The sequence below is a fragment of the Brevibacillus gelatini genome (assembly GCF_050920745.1).
Classification (GTDB): Bacteria; Bacillota; Bacilli; order Brevibacillales; family Brevibacillaceae; genus Brevibacillus; species Brevibacillus gelatini.
Map to the genome: position 1 here is coordinate 262,501 of NZ_CP154342.1, position 21,301 is coordinate 283,801.

At 49.2% G+C, this 21,301-nt stretch carries 19 protein-coding genes, 10 tRNA genes, 1 rRNA gene and 1 riboswitch (1 of these 31 cut by a window edge); of the genes, 26 read left to right on the forward strand and 4 right to left on the reverse strand.

From position 1 onward, the window contains the following. From AAFJ72_RS01560 to rocF, 12 genes are all read left to right on the forward strand, one after another. Positions 1-367, forward strand: a 23S ribosomal RNA gene (locus AAFJ72_RS01560) (it extends 2,562 nt beyond the left edge of the window). A 55-nt stretch (positions 368-422) separates the two neighbouring features. Then, a tRNA-Asn gene (locus AAFJ72_RS01565) sits at positions 423-498 on the forward strand. A 7-nt stretch (positions 499-505) separates the two neighbouring features. After that, a tRNA-Thr gene (locus AAFJ72_RS01570) sits at positions 506-581 on the forward strand. Positions 582-598: 17 nt separating this feature from the next. After that, a tRNA-Glu gene (locus tag AAFJ72_RS01575) sits at positions 599-672 on the forward strand. An 83-nt stretch (positions 673-755) separates the two neighbouring features. Beyond that, positions 756-831, forward strand: a tRNA-Val gene (locus AAFJ72_RS01580). Positions 832-851: 20 nt separating this feature from the next. Then, a tRNA-Tyr gene (locus AAFJ72_RS01585) sits at positions 852-936 on the forward strand. A gap of 17 nt (positions 937-953) precedes the next feature. Further along, positions 954-1,028 (forward strand) — tRNA-Gln (locus AAFJ72_RS01590). 5 nt (positions 1,029-1,033) lie between these two features. Beyond that, a tRNA-Lys gene (locus AAFJ72_RS01595) sits at positions 1,034-1,109 on the forward strand. 23 nt (positions 1,110-1,132) lie between these two features. Further along, positions 1,133-1,206, forward strand: a tRNA-Arg gene (locus AAFJ72_RS01600). Between the two features lie 47 nt (positions 1,207-1,253). After that, positions 1,254-1,330: transfer RNA gene (locus AAFJ72_RS01605), tRNA-Pro, on the forward strand. 47 nt (positions 1,331-1,377) lie between these two features. Next, positions 1,378-1,451: transfer RNA gene (locus AAFJ72_RS01610), tRNA-Gly, on the forward strand. A gap of 163 nt (positions 1,452-1,614) precedes the next feature. Beyond that, positions 1,615-2,511 (forward strand): arginase, encoded by an 897-nt coding sequence (rocF, locus tag AAFJ72_RS01615; protein ID WP_122903935.1) that lies wholly within the window; start codon positions 1,615-1,617, stop codon positions 2,509-2,511. A 123-nt stretch (positions 2,512-2,634) separates the two neighbouring features. On the opposite strand, the gene AAFJ72_RS01620 is transcribed toward rocF, so the two are convergent. Beyond that, the gene (locus AAFJ72_RS01620) at positions 2,635-2,823 is read right to left on the reverse strand and encodes a Spo0E family sporulation regulatory protein-aspartic acid phosphatase (protein ID WP_432775801.1); all 189 of its coding nucleotides are present in this window, start codon (positions 2,821-2,823) and stop codon (positions 2,635-2,637) included. A gap of 178 nt (positions 2,824-3,001) precedes the next feature. Between AAFJ72_RS01620 and sigW the strand changes: the two genes are divergently transcribed. The 14 genes from sigW (at position 3,002) to AAFJ72_RS01690 (ending at position 18,804) form a co-directional block, all read left to right on the forward strand. Continuing rightward, complete coding sequence (gene sigW / locus AAFJ72_RS01625; RefSeq protein WP_005832275.1) at positions 3,002-3,565, forward strand: RNA polymerase sigma factor SigW; 564 nt, start codon at positions 3,002-3,004, stop codon at positions 3,563-3,565. Positions 3,566-3,582: 17 nt separating this feature from the next. After that, positions 3,583-4,206 carry a zf-HC2 domain-containing protein gene (locus tag AAFJ72_RS01630; RefSeq protein WP_122903937.1) on the forward strand — a complete coding sequence of 208 codons (624 nt, stop codon included), beginning with the start codon at positions 3,583-3,585 and terminating at the stop codon, positions 4,204-4,206. Positions 4,207-4,313: 107 nt separating this feature from the next. Next, on the forward strand, positions 4,314-5,132 hold the full coding sequence (gene cdaA, locus AAFJ72_RS01635) for a diadenylate cyclase CdaA (RefSeq protein ID WP_432775802.1): 819 nt from the start codon (positions 4,314-4,316) through the stop codon (positions 5,130-5,132). After that, complete coding sequence (locus AAFJ72_RS01640; RefSeq protein ID WP_432775803.1) at positions 5,125-6,372, forward strand: CdaR family protein; 1,248 nt, start codon at positions 5,125-5,127, stop codon at positions 6,370-6,372. Before cdaA ends, AAFJ72_RS01640 begins: the two co-directional genes overlap by 8 nt. 43 nt (positions 6,373-6,415) lie before the next feature. Continuing rightward, positions 6,416-7,762, forward strand: a complete 1,347-nt coding sequence (glmM, locus tag AAFJ72_RS01645; protein ID WP_432775804.1) for a phosphoglucosamine mutase — start codon at positions 6,416-6,418, stop codon at positions 7,760-7,762. 456 nt (positions 7,763-8,218) lie between these two features. Continuing rightward, entirely contained in the window at positions 8,219-10,051 is a 1,833-nt protein-coding gene (glmS, locus tag AAFJ72_RS01650; RefSeq protein ID WP_432775805.1) for a glutamine--fructose-6-phosphate transaminase (isomerizing), read from the forward strand. Positions 10,052-10,257: 206 nt separating this feature from the next. Beyond that, positions 10,258-11,892, forward strand: a complete 1,635-nt coding sequence (locus AAFJ72_RS01655; protein ID WP_432775806.1) for a HEAT repeat domain-containing protein — start codon at positions 10,258-10,260, stop codon at positions 11,890-11,892. Between the two features lie 323 nt (positions 11,893-12,215). Then, on the forward strand, positions 12,216-12,701 hold the full coding sequence (locus AAFJ72_RS01660; RefSeq protein WP_432775807.1) for a hypothetical protein: 486 nt from the start codon (positions 12,216-12,218) through the stop codon (positions 12,699-12,701). A 244-nt stretch (positions 12,702-12,945) separates the two neighbouring features. Then, positions 12,946-13,134, forward strand: a riboswitch (cobalamin riboswitch). A gap of 236 nt (positions 13,135-13,370) precedes the next feature. Further along, positions 13,371-14,942 (forward strand): ABC transporter substrate-binding protein, encoded by a 1,572-nt coding sequence (locus AAFJ72_RS01665; protein ID WP_432775808.1) that lies wholly within the window; start codon positions 13,371-13,373, stop codon positions 14,940-14,942. 2 nt (positions 14,943-14,944) lie between these two features. Beyond that, positions 14,945-15,880, forward strand: a complete 936-nt coding sequence (gene nikB, locus AAFJ72_RS01670) for a nickel ABC transporter permease (RefSeq protein WP_432775809.1) — start codon at positions 14,945-14,947, stop codon at positions 15,878-15,880. Positions 15,881-15,895: 15 nt separating this feature from the next. Then, complete coding sequence (gene nikC / locus AAFJ72_RS01675) at positions 15,896-16,723, forward strand: nickel transporter permease (protein ID WP_432775810.1); 828 nt, start codon at positions 15,896-15,898, stop codon at positions 16,721-16,723. A gap of 1 nt (position 16,724) precedes the next feature. Then, on the forward strand, positions 16,725-17,429 hold the full coding sequence (locus AAFJ72_RS01680; RefSeq protein WP_432775811.1) for an ATP-binding cassette domain-containing protein: 705 nt from the start codon (positions 16,725-16,727) through the stop codon (positions 17,427-17,429). Between the two features lie 14 nt (positions 17,430-17,443). After that, on the forward strand, positions 17,444-18,274 hold the full coding sequence (locus AAFJ72_RS01685; RefSeq protein ID WP_432775812.1) for an ABC transporter ATP-binding protein: 831 nt from the start codon (positions 17,444-17,446) through the stop codon (positions 18,272-18,274). Continuing rightward, positions 18,271-18,804: a GNAT family N-acetyltransferase gene (locus AAFJ72_RS01690; RefSeq protein WP_432775813.1), complete on the forward strand. Its 534-nt coding sequence runs from the start codon at positions 18,271-18,273 to the stop codon at positions 18,802-18,804. The genes AAFJ72_RS01685 and AAFJ72_RS01690 overlap by 4 nt, the downstream gene beginning before the upstream one ends. A 61-nt stretch (positions 18,805-18,865) precedes the next feature. Here the strand turns inward: AAFJ72_RS01690 and AAFJ72_RS01695 are convergent, their stop codons facing one another. Genes AAFJ72_RS01695 through AAFJ72_RS01705 form a run of 3 tightly spaced genes read right to left on the reverse strand, consistent with a single transcriptional unit; the run spans position 18,866 to position 21,242 of the window. Then, a complete protein-coding gene (locus tag AAFJ72_RS01695; protein ID WP_432775814.1) occupies positions 18,866-19,729 on the reverse strand; it encodes an arylamine N-acetyltransferase family protein in 864 nt (287 codons plus the stop codon). Further along, on the reverse strand, positions 19,726-20,295 hold the full coding sequence (locus AAFJ72_RS01700; RefSeq protein ID WP_432775815.1) for an NADPH-dependent FMN reductase: 570 nt from the start codon (positions 20,293-20,295) through the stop codon (positions 19,726-19,728). The genes AAFJ72_RS01695 and AAFJ72_RS01700 overlap by 4 nt, the downstream gene beginning before the upstream one ends. A gap of 2 nt (positions 20,296-20,297) precedes the next feature. Then, a complete protein-coding gene (locus AAFJ72_RS01705; RefSeq protein WP_432775816.1) occupies positions 20,298-21,242 on the reverse strand; it encodes a DMT family transporter in 945 nt (314 codons plus the stop codon). Between the last annotated feature and the right edge of the window lie 59 nt (positions 21,243-21,301).

Below are 21,301 nucleotides of genomic sequence, written 5' to 3' on the forward strand. Positions count from 1 at the left end.
AGGTCCCAAGGGTTGGGCTGTTCGCCCATTAAAGCGGTACGCGAGCTGGGTTCAGAACGTCGTGAGACAGTTCGGTCCCTATCTGTCGCGGGCGTAGGAAGTTTGAGGAGAGCTGTCCTTAGTACGAGAGGACCGGGATGGACGCACCGCTGGTGCACCAGTTGTCACGCCAGTGGCACAGCTGGGTAGCTATGTGCGGACGGGATAAGCGCTGAAAGCATCTAAGCGTGAAGCCCCCTCCAAGATGAGACTTCCCACAGCGTCAAGCTGGTAAGACCCCTCATAGACGATGAGGTTGATAGGTTCGGTGTGGAAGCGCGGCAACGCGTGGAGCTGACGAATACTAATCGGTCGAGGACTTATCCACACATGCCTGGCAAACATGCAGATCCAGTTTTGAAGGAACAAAAATCCTTCAACGTTCCTCGGTAGCTCAGTTGGTAGAGCAATCGGCTGTTAACCGATCGGTCGGCGGTTCGAGTCCGTCCCGAGGAGCCATTCACTTGCTCCTGTAGCTCAGTCGGTAGAGCGTTTCCATGGTAAGGAAGAGGTCGCAGGTTCGATTCCTGTCGGGAGCACCAGTAATCATCATGATAATGGCCCGTTGGTGAAGCGGTTTAACACAGCAGCCTTTCACGCTGTCATTCAGGGGTTCGAATCCCCTACGGGTCACCTATACACCCAACTGGTTGTTGGGGCCCCGCAAAGTGTTCGGTGTTGCTACAACGCAACCTCTTCACTTTGCGGGGCACTTTGGAGGCTTAGCTCAGCTGGGAGAGCATCTGCCTTACAAGCAGAGGGTCGGCGGTTCGATCCCGTCAGCCTCCACCACTTGTTGTTTAACTGAAAATGGGGAGATAGCGAAGTGGCTAAACGCGGCAGACTGTAAATCTGCTCCCTATGGGTTCGGCGGTTCGAATCCGTCTCTCCCCACCATTTTTACTCATGGCTATTGGGGTATAGCCAAGCGGTAAGGCAACGGACTTTGACTCCGTCATTCCTAGGTTCGAATCCTAGTACCCCAGCCACTTGCGAGCCATTAGCTCAGTTGGTAGAGCATCTGACTTTTAATCAGAGGGTCGAAGGTTCGAGTCCTTCATGGCTCACCAGTTTTTTCTTTCCATGAAAATATGTGCCCTTAGCTCAGCTGGATAGAGCGTTTGACTACGAATCAAAAGGTCGGGAGTTCGAATCTCTCAGGGCACGCTTCTTTACTACAAAATAGGGAAGAAAAGCGTTGGAAAACAAAAAATCGGGAAGTAGCTCAGCTTGGTAGAGTACTTGGCTTGGGACCAAGGGGTCGCAGGTTCGAATCCTGTCTTCCCGACCATTTTTTTCGCGATTGTTGCCGGGTTTTCTGTTTACGAAAAAGATTGCGCGGGTGTAGTTCAATGGTAGAACTCCAGCCTTCCAAGCTGGTCGCGTGGGTTCGATTCCCATCACCCGCTCCATATGGATTGTGCAAAACGAGTAGCCACTTTGGTTGCTCGTTTTTTTGCGTGGAGAGAAAACGGGTTATTTATGCAAAATCCTGTCGAGTTGAGTCATTTCGCGATCAGCGGCTACAATATAGGGGTGAAGCAACAATGATCGAGGAATTTGGGGGGCGTTTACATGAACAAGAACATGAGTATTGTCGGTGTACCGATGGATCTGGGTGCAGATCGTCGTGGAGTAGATATGGGGCCAAGTGCCATTCGCTACGCAGGTGTTGTGGCTCGCTTGGAGAAAATGGGCTTTCATATTGAGGACCGTGGAGATATTTTTGTGACACGTCCTCAACGTTTTACGGAAACAGAAAACCATAAGTATCTGGATCAAGTTGTGGAAGCGAACGAAAAACTTGCTGAAGTTGTAAGCGATATCATGACTGCAGGCCGTTTCCCGCTCGTGCTGGGTGGCGATCACAGCATAGCCTTGGGAACGATTGCAGGTGTCGCCAAGCATGTGAAAAATCTCGGTGTCATCTGGTTTGATGCGCACGGGGATCTGAATACAGGGGAGACATCTCCATCCGGAAACATCCACGGAATGCCGCTGGCGGCGAGCTTGGGCTTTGGGCATAAGCGACTGACGAACATCGGCGGATTTGCGCCAAAGCTGCAGCCTGAAAACGTGGTAATTATCGGGGCGCGCGATCTCGATCAAGGTGAGCGCGATCTCATCAAGCGCATTGGCATAAAAGTGTTCACCATGCACGAAATCGATAAACTGGGAATGGCTCGCGTCATGGATGAAGCGATTGCACACGTGTCCAAAAACACCGATGGCGTACACTTGAGCCTGGATTTGGACGGACTGGACCCGCATGACGCGCCAGGAGTAGGAACCCCGGTGATTGGCGGTATTTCTTACCGGGAGGGGCACGTCTCCCTGGAGATGCTGGCGGACGCTGACATTCTTTGTTCCGCAGAATTTGTGGAAGTAAATCCGATTCTCGACCGTGAAAACATGACGGCGCGTGTCGCAGTGGCATTGATGAGCTCTGCGTTCGGCGATAAACTGCTGTAACCAGTCGTAGTCCAAGGACAAAAAGGAGTTGTCCACAAGGGGCAATTCCGCTAACGTTTTCTGAAATACAAAAGGGGCATCTCAAAGTCGCAATAAGGACTTTTGAGATAGCCCTTTTGCTTTTTACGCATCTTTACATTGGTGGTAGAAAGAAGTACATTCTAAGGATGGAGAATGTAGTTTGTTTAATAGATGGTCCAGTTGCACGCTAAGGGCGAGTAATTCAGGCGTGATGGAAGCCTGCTTCTTATACTGATCGTTGAGCTTTTTGCGCAGTTGCTCGATCTGGAGGAGAACGTCCTGCTTCGACATAGGCCCCACTCTCCTTTCCAACGGAGGGATAAAAGAGTTATCATCAATAATATATAGAGGCAGGCAGTTGCCTTATTCCTCTATTTCCCAACAAATTACCTGCACAAACACGCATTTTGAACGAAACCATTTGCAATACCATCCGTATATAGGATTACGGTATTGTGGGGAGGATCGCATGGATTTTGTAGAGAAACGGTTGACTCAGCGGGCAAAGCGCGGAGACCGTGAAGCTTTTGCCGAGTTGATCGAAATTTATAAAGACAAGATATTTCAGCTTGCTTATCGCATGGTGGGAAACCGCCAGGATGCGGAAGACATCGCGCAGGAAACTTTTTTGCGCGTGTATGCCAACCTGCATTCGTACGATGACAGCTACAAGTTCTCCACGTGGATCTACCGGATCGCAACCAATCTATGTATCGACCGTGGCCGCAAAAAAAGACCTGACTTTTCATTGGATGAAGAAACCGAGCCGGGACAGGGAATGGACTGGTATTCGCGCCTGTCTTCCAGTGAGAAAACACCGGAAGACAAAGTCGTGACGCAGGAGCTCCAGGAGACAGTACAGGGAGCTTTGTCCCAGTTGCAGCCGAAATATCGCTCGATTATGATCTTGCGCTACATTGAGGATTTGTCGTTGCAGGAAATCAGCGATATCGTAAAACTTCCCATTACGACGATCAAGACACGCATTCACCGAGGGCGGGAAGCGTTGCGAAGCAAGTTGCGATTGATGTGAGAAAGGAGAAAATCACGATGGAATGCCGGGAAATGATTATTCTCATCCACGAGTATTTGGATGGGGACACTGATGAATTAGCCAATCAGCATTTGCAAGCACATATAAAAACGTGTGCGAGCTGCCGCCAGCATATGCATGAGTTGCAGCGGGCCATCGCTTTTGTACAGAGCGCTTCACATATTCATGTTTCTCCTGATTTTACGGCACGTGTACTTGCCCAATTGCCTGCGCCGACGAAGGCCAACCTGTTTTCAAGCTGGCTGCGGAACCATCCGTTTTTGACGGCAGCGGCGGTGTTTCTGTTCCTCATGACTGGCAGCTTGTGCGCGAACTGGTTTGACCGCGATAATACACTGCAGGTATCTTCAGCGAACATGGATAAGTTAAAAATAGATCGGGAACGAAATGTCGTCGTAGTGCCAGCCGGAACGAGTATTGATGGAGATTTGGTGGTGCGCAACGGCGACGTGGATGTTCAGGGGCAAGTAAAAGGAAATGTAGTGGCCATCGAAGGAAAAGTGTTTGTGGCCTCTACCGCTCAAGTGGTCGGCAATACAGAATCCATTGAAGCGATCTTCGATTGGATCTGGTATGAGGTGAAAAATATTGGAAATGACTTGCTTCCGATCTTGCCATAAGAGAAAATAGAGAGTACAGCTATCAACAGCACGGCAGGGGAGCCGTGCTTTTTCCGCAGGAGACAGGCTGACCTGATTTAGATGGAGCGAGATATGGGGGCTTCGTTATGATATCGATGGAATATGGGGATTTACTGCGGTATGGAACGGATATTTTACTCGTTACATACGTGATTTATAAAATTATTATGCTCATTCGGGGGACGCGAGCGGTACAGCTGCTGAAGGGGATCATGGTGATCGTCATCACCTGGCTGCTCAGCAAGTACTTCCAACTGACGACACTGCACTGGTTGATGTCGCAAGCTTTTACCTTCGGGGTACTGGCTGTGGTTATCATCTTCCAGCCGGAATTGCGTCGCGCGCTGGAGCAGCTCGGGCGAGGCAAGCTCTTTTCCCGCTCCAGCAGCCTGCAAGACGATGACATGGTGAACCGTGTGGTGCAAGAGGTGTGTAAAGCAGTCACCTACATGGCGAAGCGGCGGATCGGGGCCTTGATCGTCATTGAGCGTGAGACAGGGCTGAACGATTACGTAGAGACGGGCATCGCGATCAACGGACGCGTGAGCTCGGAGCTGCTCATCAACATTTTCATTCCGAATACGCCTTTGCATGACGGGGCGGTCATTATGCGCAAGGATGTCATTTTGGCTGCTGCCTGTTACCTTCCGCTGTCTGAGAACAGCTCCATCTCGAAGGAGTTGGGGACTCGTCACCGCGCGGCAATCGGCGTCAGCGAGGTCTCGGATGGCATGTCCATCATCGTTTCGGAGGAGACAGGACAAGTGTCTTTTGCCGCGCATGGCGCAATGAACCGCAATCTGACGGAGGCGCAACTGGCAGAGATGCTGACCGAACAGCTACAGCCTCTGTCAAAGGGCAAGTCCATTGGCAGTCGTTGGCAATGGAGGCGAAAACATGGATAAATGGTTGAACAGTCATTGGTTTGCACGGGCCGTAGCGCTGCTGTTGGCTGTCATGATGTGGATGGTCGTCAATCTGGAGTCAGAGCAAACGCCGACTTCGGAAGCGAGCCAGCCCGTCTTTATTGACGGCGTGACCTTGCATGTCAAGTACGATACAGACCGTTTTCAGGTCGTCAAGCAGCAGCGAACGGTAAAAGTCGCGTTGGAGAGCAACAACCCGTTCTATCGTCATAACTATTTCCCGGCTGACTCGATGGAAGTATACGTCGATGCCACCAATTTGGGAAAAGGGACTCACAAGGTGCCAGTCCAGTACAAAGGGTTCCCGGATGAGGTGAAAGTGGGCATTATTCCCAACATCGTGGAAATCACTCTGGAAGAGAAGAAGACGGTGGAGCGGGAGGTTACGGTGGAAAAACTGGGGCAGGTAGCTCCCGGCTACACCGCTGGAGAACCGATCGTCAAGCCTTTCCGGGCACTGGTCAGAGTTCCGGAAAGCCAGGTAAACAAAGTGGCGGCTGTCAAGGCGTCTGTCGATCTGGAAGGGGCTACTTCTGCGATTAAGACTACAGTCCCACTGAAGGTAGTGGACAAGTCAGGAAATGTGATTCAAGGTGCGGATGTCATCCCGCTTACGGTAGAGGTAAACATCCCGGTCACGAGTCCTTTTGTGAAAGTGCCACTGAAATTAAACTTGACGAATGAAATGCCAAATGGCTATAGTTTGGCTAGTATGGATATGAATGTGGATGAGGTGACCGTTTTCGGTCCGAAAGAGGTCATTGACGCTATCAAGGCGAACACCTATCCGGGGCCGGAAATCGATCTTGCCAACATTACATCAGATCGTCTTTTGGAGCTAAAGATACCGTTAATGGATAACATCGTGAAGGTAGAACCGGAGTATCTCAAGGTATCGCTGAAAGTAGTTCCGTCCACAACCAAGCGTTTGGAGAAAATCCCGATTCGCATCAGCGGGTTGTCAGAGACTATGCAAGCCAAGGTGCTGTCCACCGATGGTCAGGAGCTGTCTACAATCGACTTTGACGTCATCGGCGCGGCACAAGTGCTGGATCAATTGAGACACGAAGACTTGCAGGTCATAGCAGATGTCAGCAACATGCCGGCTGGTGTGTACGAGGTACCTCTGAATTACATTTTCAATCAGCCGGATTATATCAAGACTTCTGCGAGCGCACCGAAAAAGGTAACAATCGAAATCACGAACAAGCGAAGGTAGGCATAAGCTGTTGTGTGCACAAGGAAGGAAATGAGGGACAAACATGGGGAAGTATTTCGGAACAGACGGTGTACGTGGGGTTGCCAATACACAATTGACTCCCGAGCTGGCATTTAAAATCGGACGCGTTGGCGGCTACGTTCTCACCAGAAACAAGCAGGAAGGCAAACCAAAAGTGGTGATTGGGCGCGATACGCGCATTTCCGGACAGATGCTGGAAAGCGCGCTTTTGGCTGGCTTGCTTTCGGTTGGAGCAGAAGTGGTCAGATTGGGTGTCATCTCCACCTCAGGCGTGGCGTATCTCACACGTGCACTGGGTGCGGATGCGGGTGTCATGATCTCCGCCTCCCACAATCCGTTTCCGGATAACGGAATCAAGTTCTTCGGCAGCAACGGTTTCAAACTGTCCGACGAAGTGGAAGCAGAAATAGAGCAATACCTGGACGCGGCAGAGGACACTTTGCCAAGGCCGGTAGGGGAACAGATCGGTACGGTATTGGAATTTTTGGAGGGCGGACAAAAGTACCTCTCTCATCTGAAAAGTACCGTATCCGAGCGTTTTGACGGCATGAAGGTCGTTCTGGACTGCGCCAATGGAGCTGTCTCGTCGCTGGCAGCCCGCCTGTTTGCAGACGTGGACGCAGAGGTCATTACGATCGGGGCCAACCCGAACGGGGTCAACATCAACGAGCAGTGCGGTTCTACCCATCCTGAGCGTCTTCAGGAGGAAGTGTTGAAGCACAAGGCTGATCTGGGTCTTTCCTTTGACGGGGACGCGGACCGCTGTATCGCGGTTGACGAGACGGGTGAAATCATCGACGGCGATTACATTATGGCGATTTGCGCCCGTGCACTGAAGGCAAAAGGAAAGCTCAACAACAATACCGTTGTGACGACCGTCATGGCCAACATGGGCTTTTTCAAAGGGATGGAAGAGTGCTCCATCCATACAACCAAAACCGCTGTAGGAGACCGCTACGTGGTCGAGGAGATGCTGCGCGGCGGCTACAACCTTGGCGGCGAGCAGTCCGGCCACATCGTTTTCTTGGACTACAATACGACAGGTGACGGGCTGCTGACAGGCTTGCAGCTTTTGAACATCATCAAGGAATCGGGCAAGCCGTTGTCCGAGCTGAAACAGGTGATGGTCAAGTATCCGCAGCTGCTGGTCAATGTCCGCGTAGAGGACAAGTCGAAGCTGAACGGCAACGAAGCGATCGAGCGGGCTATTCGCGAAGTGGAGGAAGAGCTGGCTGGCAACGGACGCGTGCTGGTTCGTCCATCCGGCACAGAGCCAATCGTGCGCGTCATGGCAGAAGGTCCGGATGAGGCGCAACTGGAAGGGCTTGTGCACCGGATCGTCGACGTAGTGAAGCAGGAACTGGTGTAAAAAATGTTTGGGGGAGTGGTGCGAAGCCACTCCCTTTTGCATACATGTAAAATGACGAAGGTGTTGTCGCCCCTATCGATCTGTGGTAAAATGTTCATGTGCACACGTGCACGATTAGCAAAAATTGGAGGGGATCGGACGAAAACAAAGCAGATCGAGTAACAAAAAAACAACTGTCGTAAAGCGCCAGCACTGCGGCTGCCCGACATGGAGCCCAGTGGACGAGGTGGAGGTTTATCGAAGATTTCGGCGGATACCTCCCGGCAGCAGTATCACTGCCGCAGAACGCAAGGACAAAGCACCGGAGTGATCTGGTGGACAAAACTTTGCGTATGATACGTTTGTAGCCACGGACGAAGGAAAAAACATAGATCAAACATGGAATGGCGGGGGCACTCCCCCGTACCATTGGTTTTGGGTTGTGTCCCCGTCAATATGGAAGGGGATCATACACTTATGTGCGGAATCGTTGGATATATTGGAGATAAACAAGCGCAAGACATCGTGATCGGAGGACTGCGCAAGCTGGAGTATCGCGGTTATGACTCGGCGGGAATCGCGGTAGTGAACGAAAACGGCCTGGAGCTGGCAAAGTCGCAGGGACGTCTGGCTGTGCTGGAAGATCGTCTGGCATCCAAGCCGCTTGCCGGTTGCATGGGAATCGGACACACACGTTGGGCGACGCACGGCAAGCCGTCTGACGAGAACTCCCACCCGCATACCGACGCCAAAACGTCTTTTGCCGTCGTTCACAACGGGATTATCGAGAACTTCCTGCCGTTGAAGGAAGAGCTGCTGGCAAAAGGCTACACGTTCACTTCCGAGACAGATACCGAGGTCATCGCGCACTTGCTCGCAGACATGTACGACGGGGATATTGTGTCCACGGCGCGTCGCGCTGTGCAACGCATGCGTGGTGCTTATGCGCTGGGAATCATGACTGAGCATGAACCAGATAAGCTGGTAGCTGTTCGTCTGGCCAGCCCGCTGGTCGTTGGCGTAGGTCAGGGCGAGAGCTTTATTGGCTCGGACATTCCGGCTATTCTGGAGCATACCCGTGACGTTTACATTTTGAACGAAGGCGAAATGGCTGTTTTGACTCGCGACGGCGTGGAACTGATGAACGCAGAGACCGGAGAGAAAATTGAGCGGGAGCTGTTCCATGTCGAGTGGGATCTGGTGCAAGCGGAAAAAGGCGGCTACGATTCTTTCATGCTTAAAGAAATTTACGAGCAGCCACAAGCCGTTCGCGACACGATGGGCGCCCGCATTGACCGCGAGAACAAGCGCGTGATTTTGCCTGAGTTGAAAATGAGCGATGCCGAACTGGCGACGTACGACCGCATCTACATCGTCGCTTGCGGTACTTCCATGCACGCAGGTCTGGTCGGCAAAGACATCATCGAAAAATGGACCCGCGTTCCGGTAGAGGTAGCGGTTGCTTCCGAGTTCCGTTACCGCGACCCGATCTACACGGACAAAACCTTGATGATCGTCATCAGCCAATCGGGGGAGACAGCAGACACACTGGCTGCACTGCGTGAAGCGAAGAAGAGCAACGTGAAGGTACTCGCGATCACGAACGTTGTCGGCAGCTCTGTGGCGCGCGAAGCCGACGAAGTGATTTTCACCTGGGCCGGCCCTGAGGTAGCGGTAGCTTCGACCAAAGCGTACACCTCCCAAGTAGTAGCGCTGTACCTGTTCGGCCTGTATCTGGCGCAGGTAAAAGGCACGCTTGCGGCTGCCGAGGTAGCGACGATCGTGGAGCATCTGGAGACAATCCCAGGCAAAATCGCATCCATGCTCGAAGATGCTGAGCAGGTTCGCCGCTTTGCCGAGAGCACAAAAGGGGTAAACAGCCTGTTCTTCATCGGCCGCGGTCTGGACTACGCGGTATCGCTGGAAGGCTCCCTGAAGCTCAAGGAGATCTCCTACATCCACTCCGAGGCGTACCCGGCTGGTGAGCTGAAGCACGGTACTCTTGCGCTGATTGAAGATAACGTTCCGGTTGTCGCATTGGCTACACAACCAGACATCTACGAAAAAACGGTGAGCAACATCGTGGAAGTAAAAGCGCGCGGCGCTCATGTCCTGGGCTTCGCGACAGAAGGCGACCACGACCTGGCGAAGACTGTGGACGAAGTGATCTACATGCCGGCCACTCTGCCAATGCTCACACCGATTCTGACCGTCATTCCATTGCAATTGCTTGCTTACTACGCATCTGTCGCGCGTGGCCTGGATGTGGATAAACCGCGGAATTTGGCGAAGAGTGTGACGGTGGAGTAACAGGATTTGTTGGAGTAGAGGTTTGTGTTCAGAGATAATATAGTTTTAGGCTGCTTAATAAAGTTGTAGACCGGAAAAAACGGTCAATACTTTTCGTATGGTAATTGTGAATGGAGCCATCACGAGGCTACAACTTAGAAACAGTCTGTTTATCGAGCTACCTACGGTAAGGTAGCTCTTTTTTTACTTTTGGAGGGGTTAGGACTATGAGAGACATGTCAAAAGAGGAGCAAGATTTAATCGATGAACTTTACGGAAAAAATTCTTTCCTCAACATTTTTAAAAGATCGGATACAAGAAAAATTGAAATATTACAATCGCTAGCCAATTCCAGAAGCATGCTTACTCTGACTTTCTTATTGCCGTTTGCCATAGAGACAAGCGAAACAGTACGAAGTACAGCACGTGATACCATACACAAAATTATTTGCCGTCATGGTAAGCAAAACTTGATTGGTTTTGACCAATACATGCGGAGATTAGCCCCTTATCATTACCAAGAAAAAATGGCAAGATGGCATCATTTGTCGCCTGAGTATGTCATGGCCATTCGGATCAACGATGAGTCGGACGTTAGTTTCATTGGGATATGCAGCTTTCATCGAAATGGATATGTGAGGGAAGCAGCGGTTGAAATGTTGGCGCATCAATTTTCGGGGAAGGAGATTCCTTTTCTGCTTCTCCGCATGAACGATTGGCTGCCAAAAATCCGTTTCATGGCTTTTAAGGCACTCAAGCAGAGAATTCGTCCTGATTATGTAAAGCACTTTCTTGAAGCTATTTGTCTGGTTAAACATTTGTCCGAATACTATAACCGAGAAAAATTCTCTGACTTCGTGGATGAAATATATGGTCTGTTTCGTCACCCAGAAAATCGGAAAGTGTTGTTAAGCGGTTTTCATTCAAAGGACCCTATTGTGCGACGATTCTGCTTTGAACTGGCGATCAACCTTCCTGATATTGAGCAAGAATCAGTTATATCAGAAGCACTACGTCAATCTGATGCTTGGATACGGCTACAGGTAGCTAAACACATTTGCAGAAACTACTCAAACGAGTGTTTAATTCAATGGCTAAAACGAATCAGGAGTGACGTTTTTCCTCCCATTAGGCAACTGGCATTACAAACATATATGGAACGTTTTTCAGAGGAGTCTACCGAAGAACTGCTTGCTGCTCTTCTTGATCGGCATAAAACCATTCGTGAAATGGCCAGATATTATTTAAAAGATAAGCGAATTGACTTCTCGTCATTTTACAGAGAAAAGCTGAATGGGACAAATGAAAGATTGATACAGGCAGCGATTGCTGGAGTGGGTGAAACTGGCGATAAAACAGATGCACAATGGATTATTCCGTTCTTGTGTCATGAAAATGCGCGGACGCGCAGAGCGGCAGTGAAAGCACTAGGTATGCTTAATCCAGAGGATTACACAGACGTTTTTATCAACTCCCTACAATCAGATAAACCAAGCGTATCGCGGGAAGCGAGACAAGTGCTTGCAAATATTATTGACCTACGTCATGCCGAACTGCTGTGGGGGATTTATGTAAATGATTTACGCCCCTATGTGAAGAAAAACATTCTCTTCTTGTTTACTAAGTTTGGCAAGGCAGACAACATACTTTATTTATTACGGGCATGTGCTGTTCAGGAAGAGGAAATCCGTGATTTGGCCAAGCGGCATGTAGAATCATGGATGTGTGGGTATAACACAAGATTTTATGTGTCAATGAGCGATGAAAAGCGCCAAAAATTGAAGGGGATTTTAGATGAGGTTAAGGACTTTCTACCGGAGTATACGGTTCGGGAGTTTGAGTTTCTCATTAGTAAGAATTAATAACCCGAAGGAAGGGCGGGAGCAAGGAGAAGGAAAGGGTTATTTTACAGTGGCTTTTTATTCAGGATGTCCCTTGAGAAGGTACAAGGTTGTCAGCTGTTAAGCTTTCACCAAAGACATGGACAACTAGGTAGAACGAGAGAGAGAGTACCTCAGGAAAATAACAAATATTGGAACTGTCCAGATTGTGCCGTCCAAATCTACGTAACAACACAGTCCTCAGTCGACCTGTGCATATTCACCAGGTTTCGTCTCGTAACGGAAGAACAGCAGGAACTTGTTCCAAGCTAGTAATGTGGCTAGGTTGATATAAAAGGGGGGCTATGTTGGAAATTGAACACAAGCAATACACAGAGAAGGTATTAAACCATATATTTGTAGGTAGCCAATTAGATGGTATGAAATTTGGTCCAGGACCAGGTACGTTTTTAATTCGTTTTGAGCATTACACAAATCATTCTCCAGACCAACTTTGGTTAAACATTGAATCACGATGGGCTGTATTCCCTAAAGAAACCCGAGTATTTCCAAACTCCCAAGAAGAGATGATTGATTTATCGGAAGAAGAAGCGTATATATTCATTTTGCGGTTACGTAGGGAAAAAGTAAATGCCGTTCGATTGGGTAGTCAATATCCGCATCTCCATATTGAATTTGAATCAGGAAAAACGCTTTTTGTAAATGGAAACCATGATAAATATGAATGTTGGCAAGCAGGAGATGGTCCAGAATACGCTGGTCATGCATGGCTGATAGTAGCTACACCGGGAGGCGACATCTCTACGTGGGCACCAGATTCGCTCAACTAGCGAAGAGTTCTTATGTTAACAAAGTAGTGATAACTACGTTTCCAAAAGTGACGAGAAGGCAGGATGGCATTCAGAAAACGAAGCTGGAATGGGGCGATTATTGTAGGCCGTAAGACAGTTTGTCACCCGTAGCACACACACCGTCACACCCTTGCTACAGCATCACTTTCCTGTGACAAGCCTTTTTTGCGTGTAGCAAAAATACATTGCCTTCCCCCATTTTCTTTTTTATACTGAATACTAATTTCATATGAGCAACTAGGTGCCCTTGTGAGAACAAGGGGTAACAGGGAATCGGGTGGAAATCCCGAGCGGTCCCGCCACTGTAACCGGGGAGTTTTCTTTCATGCATGTCACTCGATCGTGATCGGGGAAGACGAAAGAACGCAAAGATCCGGCAAGCCAGGAGACCTACCTAGATTGCTTCACCGTAAAATCCTTCGCGGAGAGGAGAGGTGTACAGAATGGATTCGACTTGCCATTTTTCCATTAGTCATATCGTTTGAATCATTGTACACGTTGCCTCATCTGCCACAGATGGGGCTTTTTCGTTTGTATGAAAGGAAGTTTGCCACATGGGAGACTTTGAAAAATGAGGGATGCTTTCATGGAAAGCACCTCGCGGAAGGGATTTGGTTGGTTATATGACATATGGAGGGTTGAATGCACATGAATAAAGCAAAAATCAGGCAACGTGGTTTTCTTTTCAAGATGGCTGCCTTTATTTTCACGCTGGCACTGGTTGGCTGCGCCTCATCGGCTGAACAGGCAACGCAGAAGGAAGCTTCTGTAGTTTCGACCTCTGACAAAAGCTTGACGATGGCTTTCCCTTGGAGTCCGGCCAGTCTGGATCCACACAGCAGCGATAGCTGGGAGGTTATGCGCTCTGGAGCGGGGGAAACCTTGGTTCAACTAAATGAGCAACTGGAGCCAAAGCCCTGGTTAGCGAAAGAATGGAAGCAAGAAAATGAAACGACATGGGTTTTTACTTTGAGAGAAAATGTTCTCTTTCATAACGGGAAAAAAATGGACGCGCTGAGTGTGAAAGATTCCTTGTTGCGTTCGATCAAGAACAGCCAAATGGCAAAGGATTTATTGCAAATCCAATCGTTGGAAGCTGTGTCTCCCACTCAACTGAAAATCGTGACAGAAAAGCAAAACGCAGCTTTGGTCGCCCATTTGGCTGATCCTTCGACCATGATTGTCGATACAGAAACAATGGAGGGCAAGGCGACCTACCCCGCTCTTACGGGGGCCTTCAAAATCAAAAATTTTAACAAGGACGAATCCCTTAGCCTGGAGAGATTTGATGATTACTGGGGAGAAAAAGCACATTTATCTGCGGTCACAATTAAATTCATCTCAGATGGAAATACGAGATTAATGGCACTCCAATCAGGGGATGTTGACGCTGCAACGGACATTCCCATTGATGCTGTAGAACTGTTGAAAAAGAATAATCATATCGAAGTGCTAACGGCTTCGTCGCTGCGGACGCACATGCTGCTGTTTAATATGAAGTCTCCCTTATTTCGTGAGCTCGCTTACCGAAAAGTGGTGGATATGTCCATCCCACGTGAAGCAATCGTCAACTCTGTCATGCGCGGCGAGGGTACCATAGCCAAAAGTCCATTTGCCGAAGTGCTGCCGTTTGGGAAAGGACAAACAGTCAAGGTCAAGGAAACACAATCCATCGACCACTTGATGAAGCAAGGCGGATGGGAGAAAAATGCCCAGGGCATGTGGGAAAAGCAAGGGAAGCCATTTGAAGTGAAGATGTTAACCTTTCCGCAGCGCCCGGAATTATCCATCATGGCTGAAATTATTCAAAATGAACTGTTGAAAGTGGGGATCCAAACGAAAATTCGTCAGGTGGAAAACATTGATGAAGTCCTGGCCAATGAGGATTGGGATCTTTCCATGTACAGCATGTTGACGGCACACACAGGTGATCCTCAATACTTCCTAAACATTTTCTATCGTTCGGATAGTCATTCAAACGTCTCCCATTACGCTTCTCCTTCTCTCGACAACATGTTAGACCAATTGAATCAAACAACGGATACGGCAAAACGTAACGAATTGGCGCTAAAAATCCAGGAGCAGATTAATCTGGATCTCCCGCAAGCCTTTATCGTTCATCCAAAAACGATTTTTGCTGTCAGGGATGGCGTCAAAGGTTTCATTCCTCATCCAATTGAGTATTATTACAATCATGCTCAAGTAGATGTAAATGAGTGACAATGGAAATGATTCGTTTCTGTCTAAAGCATATCGTCCAAATGCTTATTTTCATCGTGTTCGTCTCTACTCTGACTTTTTTTCTGGTGAGGATTGCTCCGGGCGATCCCGCTTATCTATTGCTGACCGCGAATGGTGTCCCTGTCTCTGAAGAAGCGTTGATGTCATTGCGCCAAGAGTTGGGTTTAACGGAGTCGCTGGGGAATCAATATGTGCAGTGGATCGCAAATGTATTTACGTGGCAGTGGGGAACCTCCTATGTTTCTAAGGAACCTGTGCTTGAAGAGCTTCTCAAACGATTACCTGCAACCATCGAATTGGCAACGGCAGGGTTGCTGGTAATGCTGTCAGTGACTTTGATTTTGGGAATCTCGACTGCTGTCTATTCTTCGGGATGGTTAGATCGATTTGGCAGAACCCTTGCTCTTCTGGGATCTGCCATTCCCTCCTACTGGCTGGGATTTTTGCTCATTTATTTGTTTTCGGTGCGGTATGGGTGGCTACCCTCGATGGGATACGGCACATGGAAGCATCTTGTTTTACCGGCTTTGACATTAGGGGTGGGAATGGGCACAGTGTATGCCCGCTTGTTGAGATCCGATATGCTGGAGATGATGAATCATCATTTTGTGAAAGCGTCGAAGGCAAGGGGACTATCCAACAGCCGCATTATTCTGTTCCAACTGCTGCGGCATGCCGCTTTGCCTATTGTGGCGATGATGGGGACAAGCTTTGCGTTTATGCTTGGAGGAAGTATGATCGTGGAGTCGATCTTTTCTTGGCCAGGTTTAGGGAAATACATCATGAAAGCCATTCAAAACAGGGATTACCCCGTTATTCAAGGCTATGTGGTGTTCGCTTCTTTCTTGTTTGTGACTATCCATTTTATCGTCGATTTGATTTCGGTACTTGTAGATCCACGGCTACGGGTTCGATAGAGGAGGGCCTGTATCTTGCAAAAGAACGTTTCTACCTTCGATAACAGCTTGTTAACAGGAGCAGGATTGCTGTTGCTGTTTATTTTCATTGGCGTATTTGCCCCGTGGATCACTCCTCACGACCCTTTCGCCATTGATCTTTCCAACAGATTATCGCCACCGACCTGGGCCTACCCGTTCGGTACAGATCACTTGGGACGCTGCTTGTTTTCCCGGATCATCTACGGAATCAGAACCAGTGTGACTTCTGCGTTTGTCATCATGCTCGTTACACTGCTGATAAGTGTGCCGATTGGGCTATTAACCGGTTACTTGCGGGGGCGTACTGACCAATTTTTCATGCGATGGATAGATGGCACGTTGGTTATTCCCGATATTGTTTTGACGATTGCGATTGTTGGTGTTTTGGGACCAGGACTTTTTCATTTGATCCTGGCCATTATCATTGTTCGATGGGCTACTTATGTTCGGCTGATACGGAGTCTTGTGCTGAAAGTTTGCCAGGAAGAGTATATCCTGTCTGCCCGGATGTCCGGGAATACGAGTCTACGGATTATGCAAAGGTACATCCTCCCGCAAATTGCTTCCCCTGTCGCAGTTTTTTGCTCATTGGATCTGGGCAGAATTGTTCTGTTGATTGCAGGTCTTTCTTTTCTCGGATTGGGTTCTCAGCCGCCGACACCTGAATGGGGAGTCATGATGCATGATGCTACTGCCTATTTTCAGGTGGCACCTCACGTGATGATATTTCCAGGTATGGCTATCTCTTTATTTGTATTGGGCTGTCAAGTAATCAGTGAACGGATTCGAAAAGCGGGTCAACCGATTTCCAGGGAGGTGTGAAGTGACGAAATCCTCAAAGCCTTTGCTACGCGTTGAAGAGCTGGAAGTCTCCTGTCACCAGGATGGAAAGTGGAAGCCGATTGTGCAAGACGTGTCTTTTCAATTGTTTCAGGGGGAGATGGTCGCCCTTACTGGGCCGAGTGGGTGTGGGAAAAGTTTGACGGCACATGCCATTGTAGGGTTATTGGAACCTGGATGGAGAGTAACGCAGGGCAAGATTTTTTATCAGGGTAAAAATATTCTCGATTATGATACCAGTTTCTGGCAAAAGCTTCGGCGTGAAGAGATCGCTTTGATGATCCAGCAATCCTTGAATGGGTTAAATCCCATCCGGAAAGTCAAAAAGCAGATGATGGAGACGCTTTTGCTGCGAAAAGATAGCATGAGCAGAAAAGACATGAACGGGTACTTGCATACTCTGTTGCAGCAATTTGGCTTTCACGATCCGGAGACGGTTTTATCTTCGTATCCATTCGAATTAAGTGGCGGGATGCGACAGCGGGTTTTACTGGCGATGATGGTAAGCTTGCAGCCAAAGATACTCATTGCTGACGAGCCGACGACCTCTTTAGATGTGATGAATCGAGAGCGGGTGTTAGTCTTGCTCAAGAAGCTGCAGCATGATTTTGGATTGACCGTGTTACTGATTTCACACGATCAGCAGAGTGTGAAGAAGTTTGCGAATCGCATTATCCAGTTGGAATGAGGGGACATCGCTATATGCAGCTACTTGAACTGCGACGTGTCACGAAGGAATATCCCGTAAGAACGGGAAGCAAAGGGTGGTTTCGGCGCCGAACGACTCTGCAAGCCGTTAGAGAAGTTTATCTAACCGTAAAAAAAGGGGAGAGTGTAGGCTTGGTAGGGGAGAGTGGCAGCGGTAAAAGTACGCTAGCCAAGCTCATCATGAATCTTGAACCCGTAACCTCTGGTCAAATTTTGTTACACGGCCAGGTCATCAACGGGAAACGAGTAAAACCGCGTCAGATATTTAAGCAGATGCAATTGGTGCTACAAGATTCTGCTTCCTCCCTATATCCGAAAATGTCTGTCGGCGAGCTGCTGGAAGAACCCATTCGCAATTATTTTCCGGAAGAAACCGAGCCGAAAAAGCGATGTGTCAAACTGCTGGAGTTGGTTGAACTTGATGATTCCTTTTTATCCAGATACCCGCACCAATTAAGTGGCGGTCAAAAGCAGCGAGTTTGTATCGCCAAAGCCTTGGCTGTCAAACCGGAAATCATCATCTTTGACGAATCCGTCGCTAGTTTGGATCAACCATCGCAAGCTTCTATGATGGAGATGTTGAAGCGTATTCAAAAGGATGAGCAGATCTCCTATTTATTCATCACGCATGATTTGCCATCAGCCATACAATTATGCGACCGTATTGCGGTCATGTACCAAGGGGAAATCGTTGATACGATCACGCAGGGGGATGAGCGACAACTCCGGCATCCTTATTCGCGATTATTGTTTCAAACGCTCGACCTCGAATCGGGCAGTGTGATGCAAGAACAGAGTTCACCGAAAAGGAGGAAACGGCTTTGACACCACAACAATCGGCAACTATTGTCAAGGCTTCAGATTCGGATATTGTTGCCAGTGTTGCGTTTATGATGAAAATACGAAGAGAGGTTTTTCCCATGATTGACCATGATGTGTTGCCAGCCGATTTGGGAAACTTTTCACAATCCTACATGCAGCCTGGTTCTGCGTTGTTGATCGCGACTGTGGAGGAGGCGGGCATCATCGGATCAATTGGCGTTGTTCCCTATGATGACAGAATCGCCGAAATAAAAGGACGCTATGACGTTTCAACGACGGCTGAAATCGTAAAGTGCTATGTAGACCCCCGTTACAGGAGAGGGGGGCTTGGATCCCGGCTTGTTGGTAAGGCGCTGCAATTTATTGCGCAGTCCGGTTATCAGACAGCTTATTTGCATACGCATCGCTTTTTGCCTGGGGCTGTTTCTTTTTGGCAAAGAAATGGCTTTGCGATTCGAATGGAAGGAGAAGATGACTGGCAAACCGTCCATATGGACTATTCTGGAGCTCTCCTGAACGAGAAAAACACATGAGGGTTATATGATGTTCATAGGCAGAGGCCCCCCAGCCTTACAAACTGGTGTGGGCCCCTTGTCATTTCAACTTCGCTTTCTTCCACTCCTCATGGTAGCTCCACACTCGCTTCCATAATTCATCGCGCTCTAGCCTGCTATAATTCACCAGATGCTCCTGAAACACATCGCCCAACACTTCCAGCCATTGTGATTTCGTGCGAAGCTCCATTTTTTCGATACCATCGCTATCCCGCTTGCTCCATATACAACCCCTTAATTCATTACTGCCCGTGGCGTGTCTATGCCGTACAAGAAAGAGCTGAATCCAGGGCGACTCCGGTGACAAGCTGTAAAATTCGTGTTTCGGTTGGAACTCTTCCAGGTCCTCCAAGTCATCAGGAGCAAAGTCTACACCGACAAACGATGCATGCGGATCGTGAACAAGCCGCCAACCGCCTTGAACGACGCCGGAGTTTTCGACCTGATAGCGCAACGGCCCTTGTTCGTAACTGCCGATCTTTAGCGGGATCGGATCATAGGGCATATCGCCCAACCCCACATCGACGATGTATCGTTGTTCTTGTTGCTGTTCATTCGTCAAGCTGACGGTTAACCCAAGGTGAAAGGAATTGATCCGAGGTTCCTGCCCCAGTGGCTGGACGCCGGCTCTATGCCAGAAAACACGGAAGCCAAGCGAACGCAGCAGCACGCTGAACGCGCCGTTCAAGTGAAAGCAATAGCCGCTTCGGTTACTCAGCATAAGACGGACGCACTCGTGCAGATCGATTGGAGCCGGTCTGCCGGCGACGATGTCAATCGTTTGCCAGGAAATGGTCGACACGTGCGCTCTGTGAAGCTGAGTGAGATAGGAAAGGGTTGGCGGCTGTATGTCTGTAATGCCGATTCTTTTCAAGTATGCTTTGATTTCGGAGCGGGTCATCATGATTTCATCATTTCCTTCACAGGTTGTTTGCTGCCGTCTCCCAGCTTCCGCACGAGCCCGATAAATTGTTCGACGGCTTGGTCGATGCGCTGTATGATCTCCATATTTTGAGGAACCCCGTCCCGGTCAAAAACAGGTTGGCCGTCTCCGATGGATACCCATTCCGGGCATAGAATGCCGTGAAGATTCCGGATGATGCCTTGCAAATGGGTCAGCGAACTGATACCGAGTGGCCCGCCTGCCGAGCTCACGGGCAAGACTGGCTTGCCCGCCACGTGGCTGTTGTCCAAATAATCCAGCGCATTTTTCAGCGAACCGGAAAGGGAACCGTGGTATTCGGGAGTGGCGAGGATGAGGCCATCGGCTTGTTTGACCGCCGTAATCAGAAGATCGGCTTCCGGAGGAACAACCTCCGAATCGGGAGAATAGAGCGGCAACTGCACGACCCGCAGATCGATAAATGAGACCTGGATGTTTCGGGCTTGCAGAATGGTTTCAATATAACGAAGGACACTTGTACTGGTAGCTTCTTGCCGGTTGCTTCCGGCAATCATGGCAATATGCATCGTTATGACCTCACTTTCTTTGTTTGCTGAAGTTGCTTTGGGGATGTCGCAGAAAAATTCCGCGGCATATTCACCCTAATTACCCCGAAGATAATCATGGCAGCGCCGCATAGATGACTCCATGTAACGGCTTCCTGCAAGAGCAAGGCTCCCGCTCCGATGGCGATAATCGTCGACAAGTGGGAGAATACGCTCATCTTGGCGGCTTCCATCCGGGATAAAATAAAGTTCGCCATAAAGGTAGTTGCCACTTGAACCACGCCAAGACAGCCAATCAAGGCGATAAAGACACTGCTGGCAAGCGGAGCGACAAAAGCATCAATCGTCCCTGCCGCCGCATGGGTGCCAAGTGATGCAGCCAAAAATGAGAAGAAGGCGACCCCCACCATAAAGAAACTGATTTCCATTGCACGGAAATGTCTGGTTACTAATCGGGCCAGCACGTTGTACCCGGCTAATGTGATGCAAGCGAGAACGAGCAAGACGGTTCCGGTGGTATGCGCCCAGTCGCTTGTGCCATTCATGGCGTAAATGAACACAATGCCGCACGCAGACAGAAGGAGAGACAGCTTCTGCATCAAGGTGGTCTTTTCTTTTAAAAAGATGGAAGCGAATATCATCGTGACCGCTGGCGTCATGGCGCTGATGATGCCGCCTTCTGCAGAAGTGGCATGCTGGAGCCCAAACGTTTGCAAAACAAAGTAAGCGATTGGGTACAGCGAAGCCAGCAGCAGCAAGGACAACAGCGGTTTTCCGCGACAGCCCGGTTTGACGAATCCAGCCAATGCAGCAACAAGCAAGATGGCAAAAGCGACGGCAAAACGGTAGGTCAGAGTATCGAGCGGATTTGCAAATGTCAACGTCAGTTTGACAAGCAGAAAAGTCACGCCGATCACTGCCGCATTAAGGATGGCAGCGAAATAAGCAAGTTTCAGTTGCCAAATCACCTCCGTTGCAACGTGATGGCCGCCGGCGGAACATCAAGTGCTTTTGTATATGTGACTAA

Coding starts and splice junctions, on each gene's coding strand:
- AAFJ72_RS01695 (WP_432775814.1), bottom strand. CDS start 19,729: ATGATGACCCGCTCCGAAATCAAAGCATACTTGAAAAGAATCGGCATT.
- AAFJ72_RS01655 (WP_432775806.1), top strand. CDS start 10,258: ATGAGAGACATGTCAAAAGAGGAGCAAGATTTAATCGATGAACTTTAC.
- cdaA (WP_432775802.1), top strand. CDS start 4,314: ATGATATCGATGGAATATGGGGATTTACTGCGGTATGGAACGGATATT.
- AAFJ72_RS01665 (WP_432775808.1), top strand. CDS start 13,371: ATGAATAAAGCAAAAATCAGGCAACGTGGTTTTCTTTTCAAGATGGCT.
- sigW (WP_005832275.1), top strand. CDS start 3,002: ATGGATTTTGTAGAGAAACGGTTGACTCAGCGGGCAAAGCGCGGAGAC.
- rocF (WP_122903935.1), top strand. CDS start 1,615: ATGAACAAGAACATGAGTATTGTCGGTGTACCGATGGATCTGGGTGCA.
- AAFJ72_RS01620 (WP_432775801.1), bottom strand. CDS start 2,823: ATGTCGAAGCAGGACGTTCTCCTCCAGATCGAGCAACTGCGCAAAAAG.
- AAFJ72_RS01660 (WP_432775807.1), top strand. CDS start 12,216: ATGTTGGAAATTGAACACAAGCAATACACAGAGAAGGTATTAAACCAT.
- glmM (WP_432775804.1), top strand. CDS start 6,416: ATGGGGAAGTATTTCGGAACAGACGGTGTACGTGGGGTTGCCAATACA.
- glmS (WP_432775805.1), top strand. CDS start 8,219: ATGTGCGGAATCGTTGGATATATTGGAGATAAACAAGCGCAAGACATC.
- nikB (WP_432775809.1), top strand. CDS start 14,945: ATGGAAATGATTCGTTTCTGTCTAAAGCATATCGTCCAAATGCTTATT.
- AAFJ72_RS01640 (WP_432775803.1), top strand. CDS start 5,125: ATGGATAAATGGTTGAACAGTCATTGGTTTGCACGGGCCGTAGCGCTG.
- AAFJ72_RS01685 (WP_432775812.1), top strand. CDS start 17,444: ATGCAGCTACTTGAACTGCGACGTGTCACGAAGGAATATCCCGTAAGA.
- AAFJ72_RS01630 (WP_122903937.1), top strand. CDS start 3,583: ATGGAATGCCGGGAAATGATTATTCTCATCCACGAGTATTTGGATGGG.
- AAFJ72_RS01700 (WP_432775815.1), bottom strand. CDS start 20,295: ATGCATATTGCCATGATTGCCGGAAGCAACCGGCAAGAAGCTACCAGT.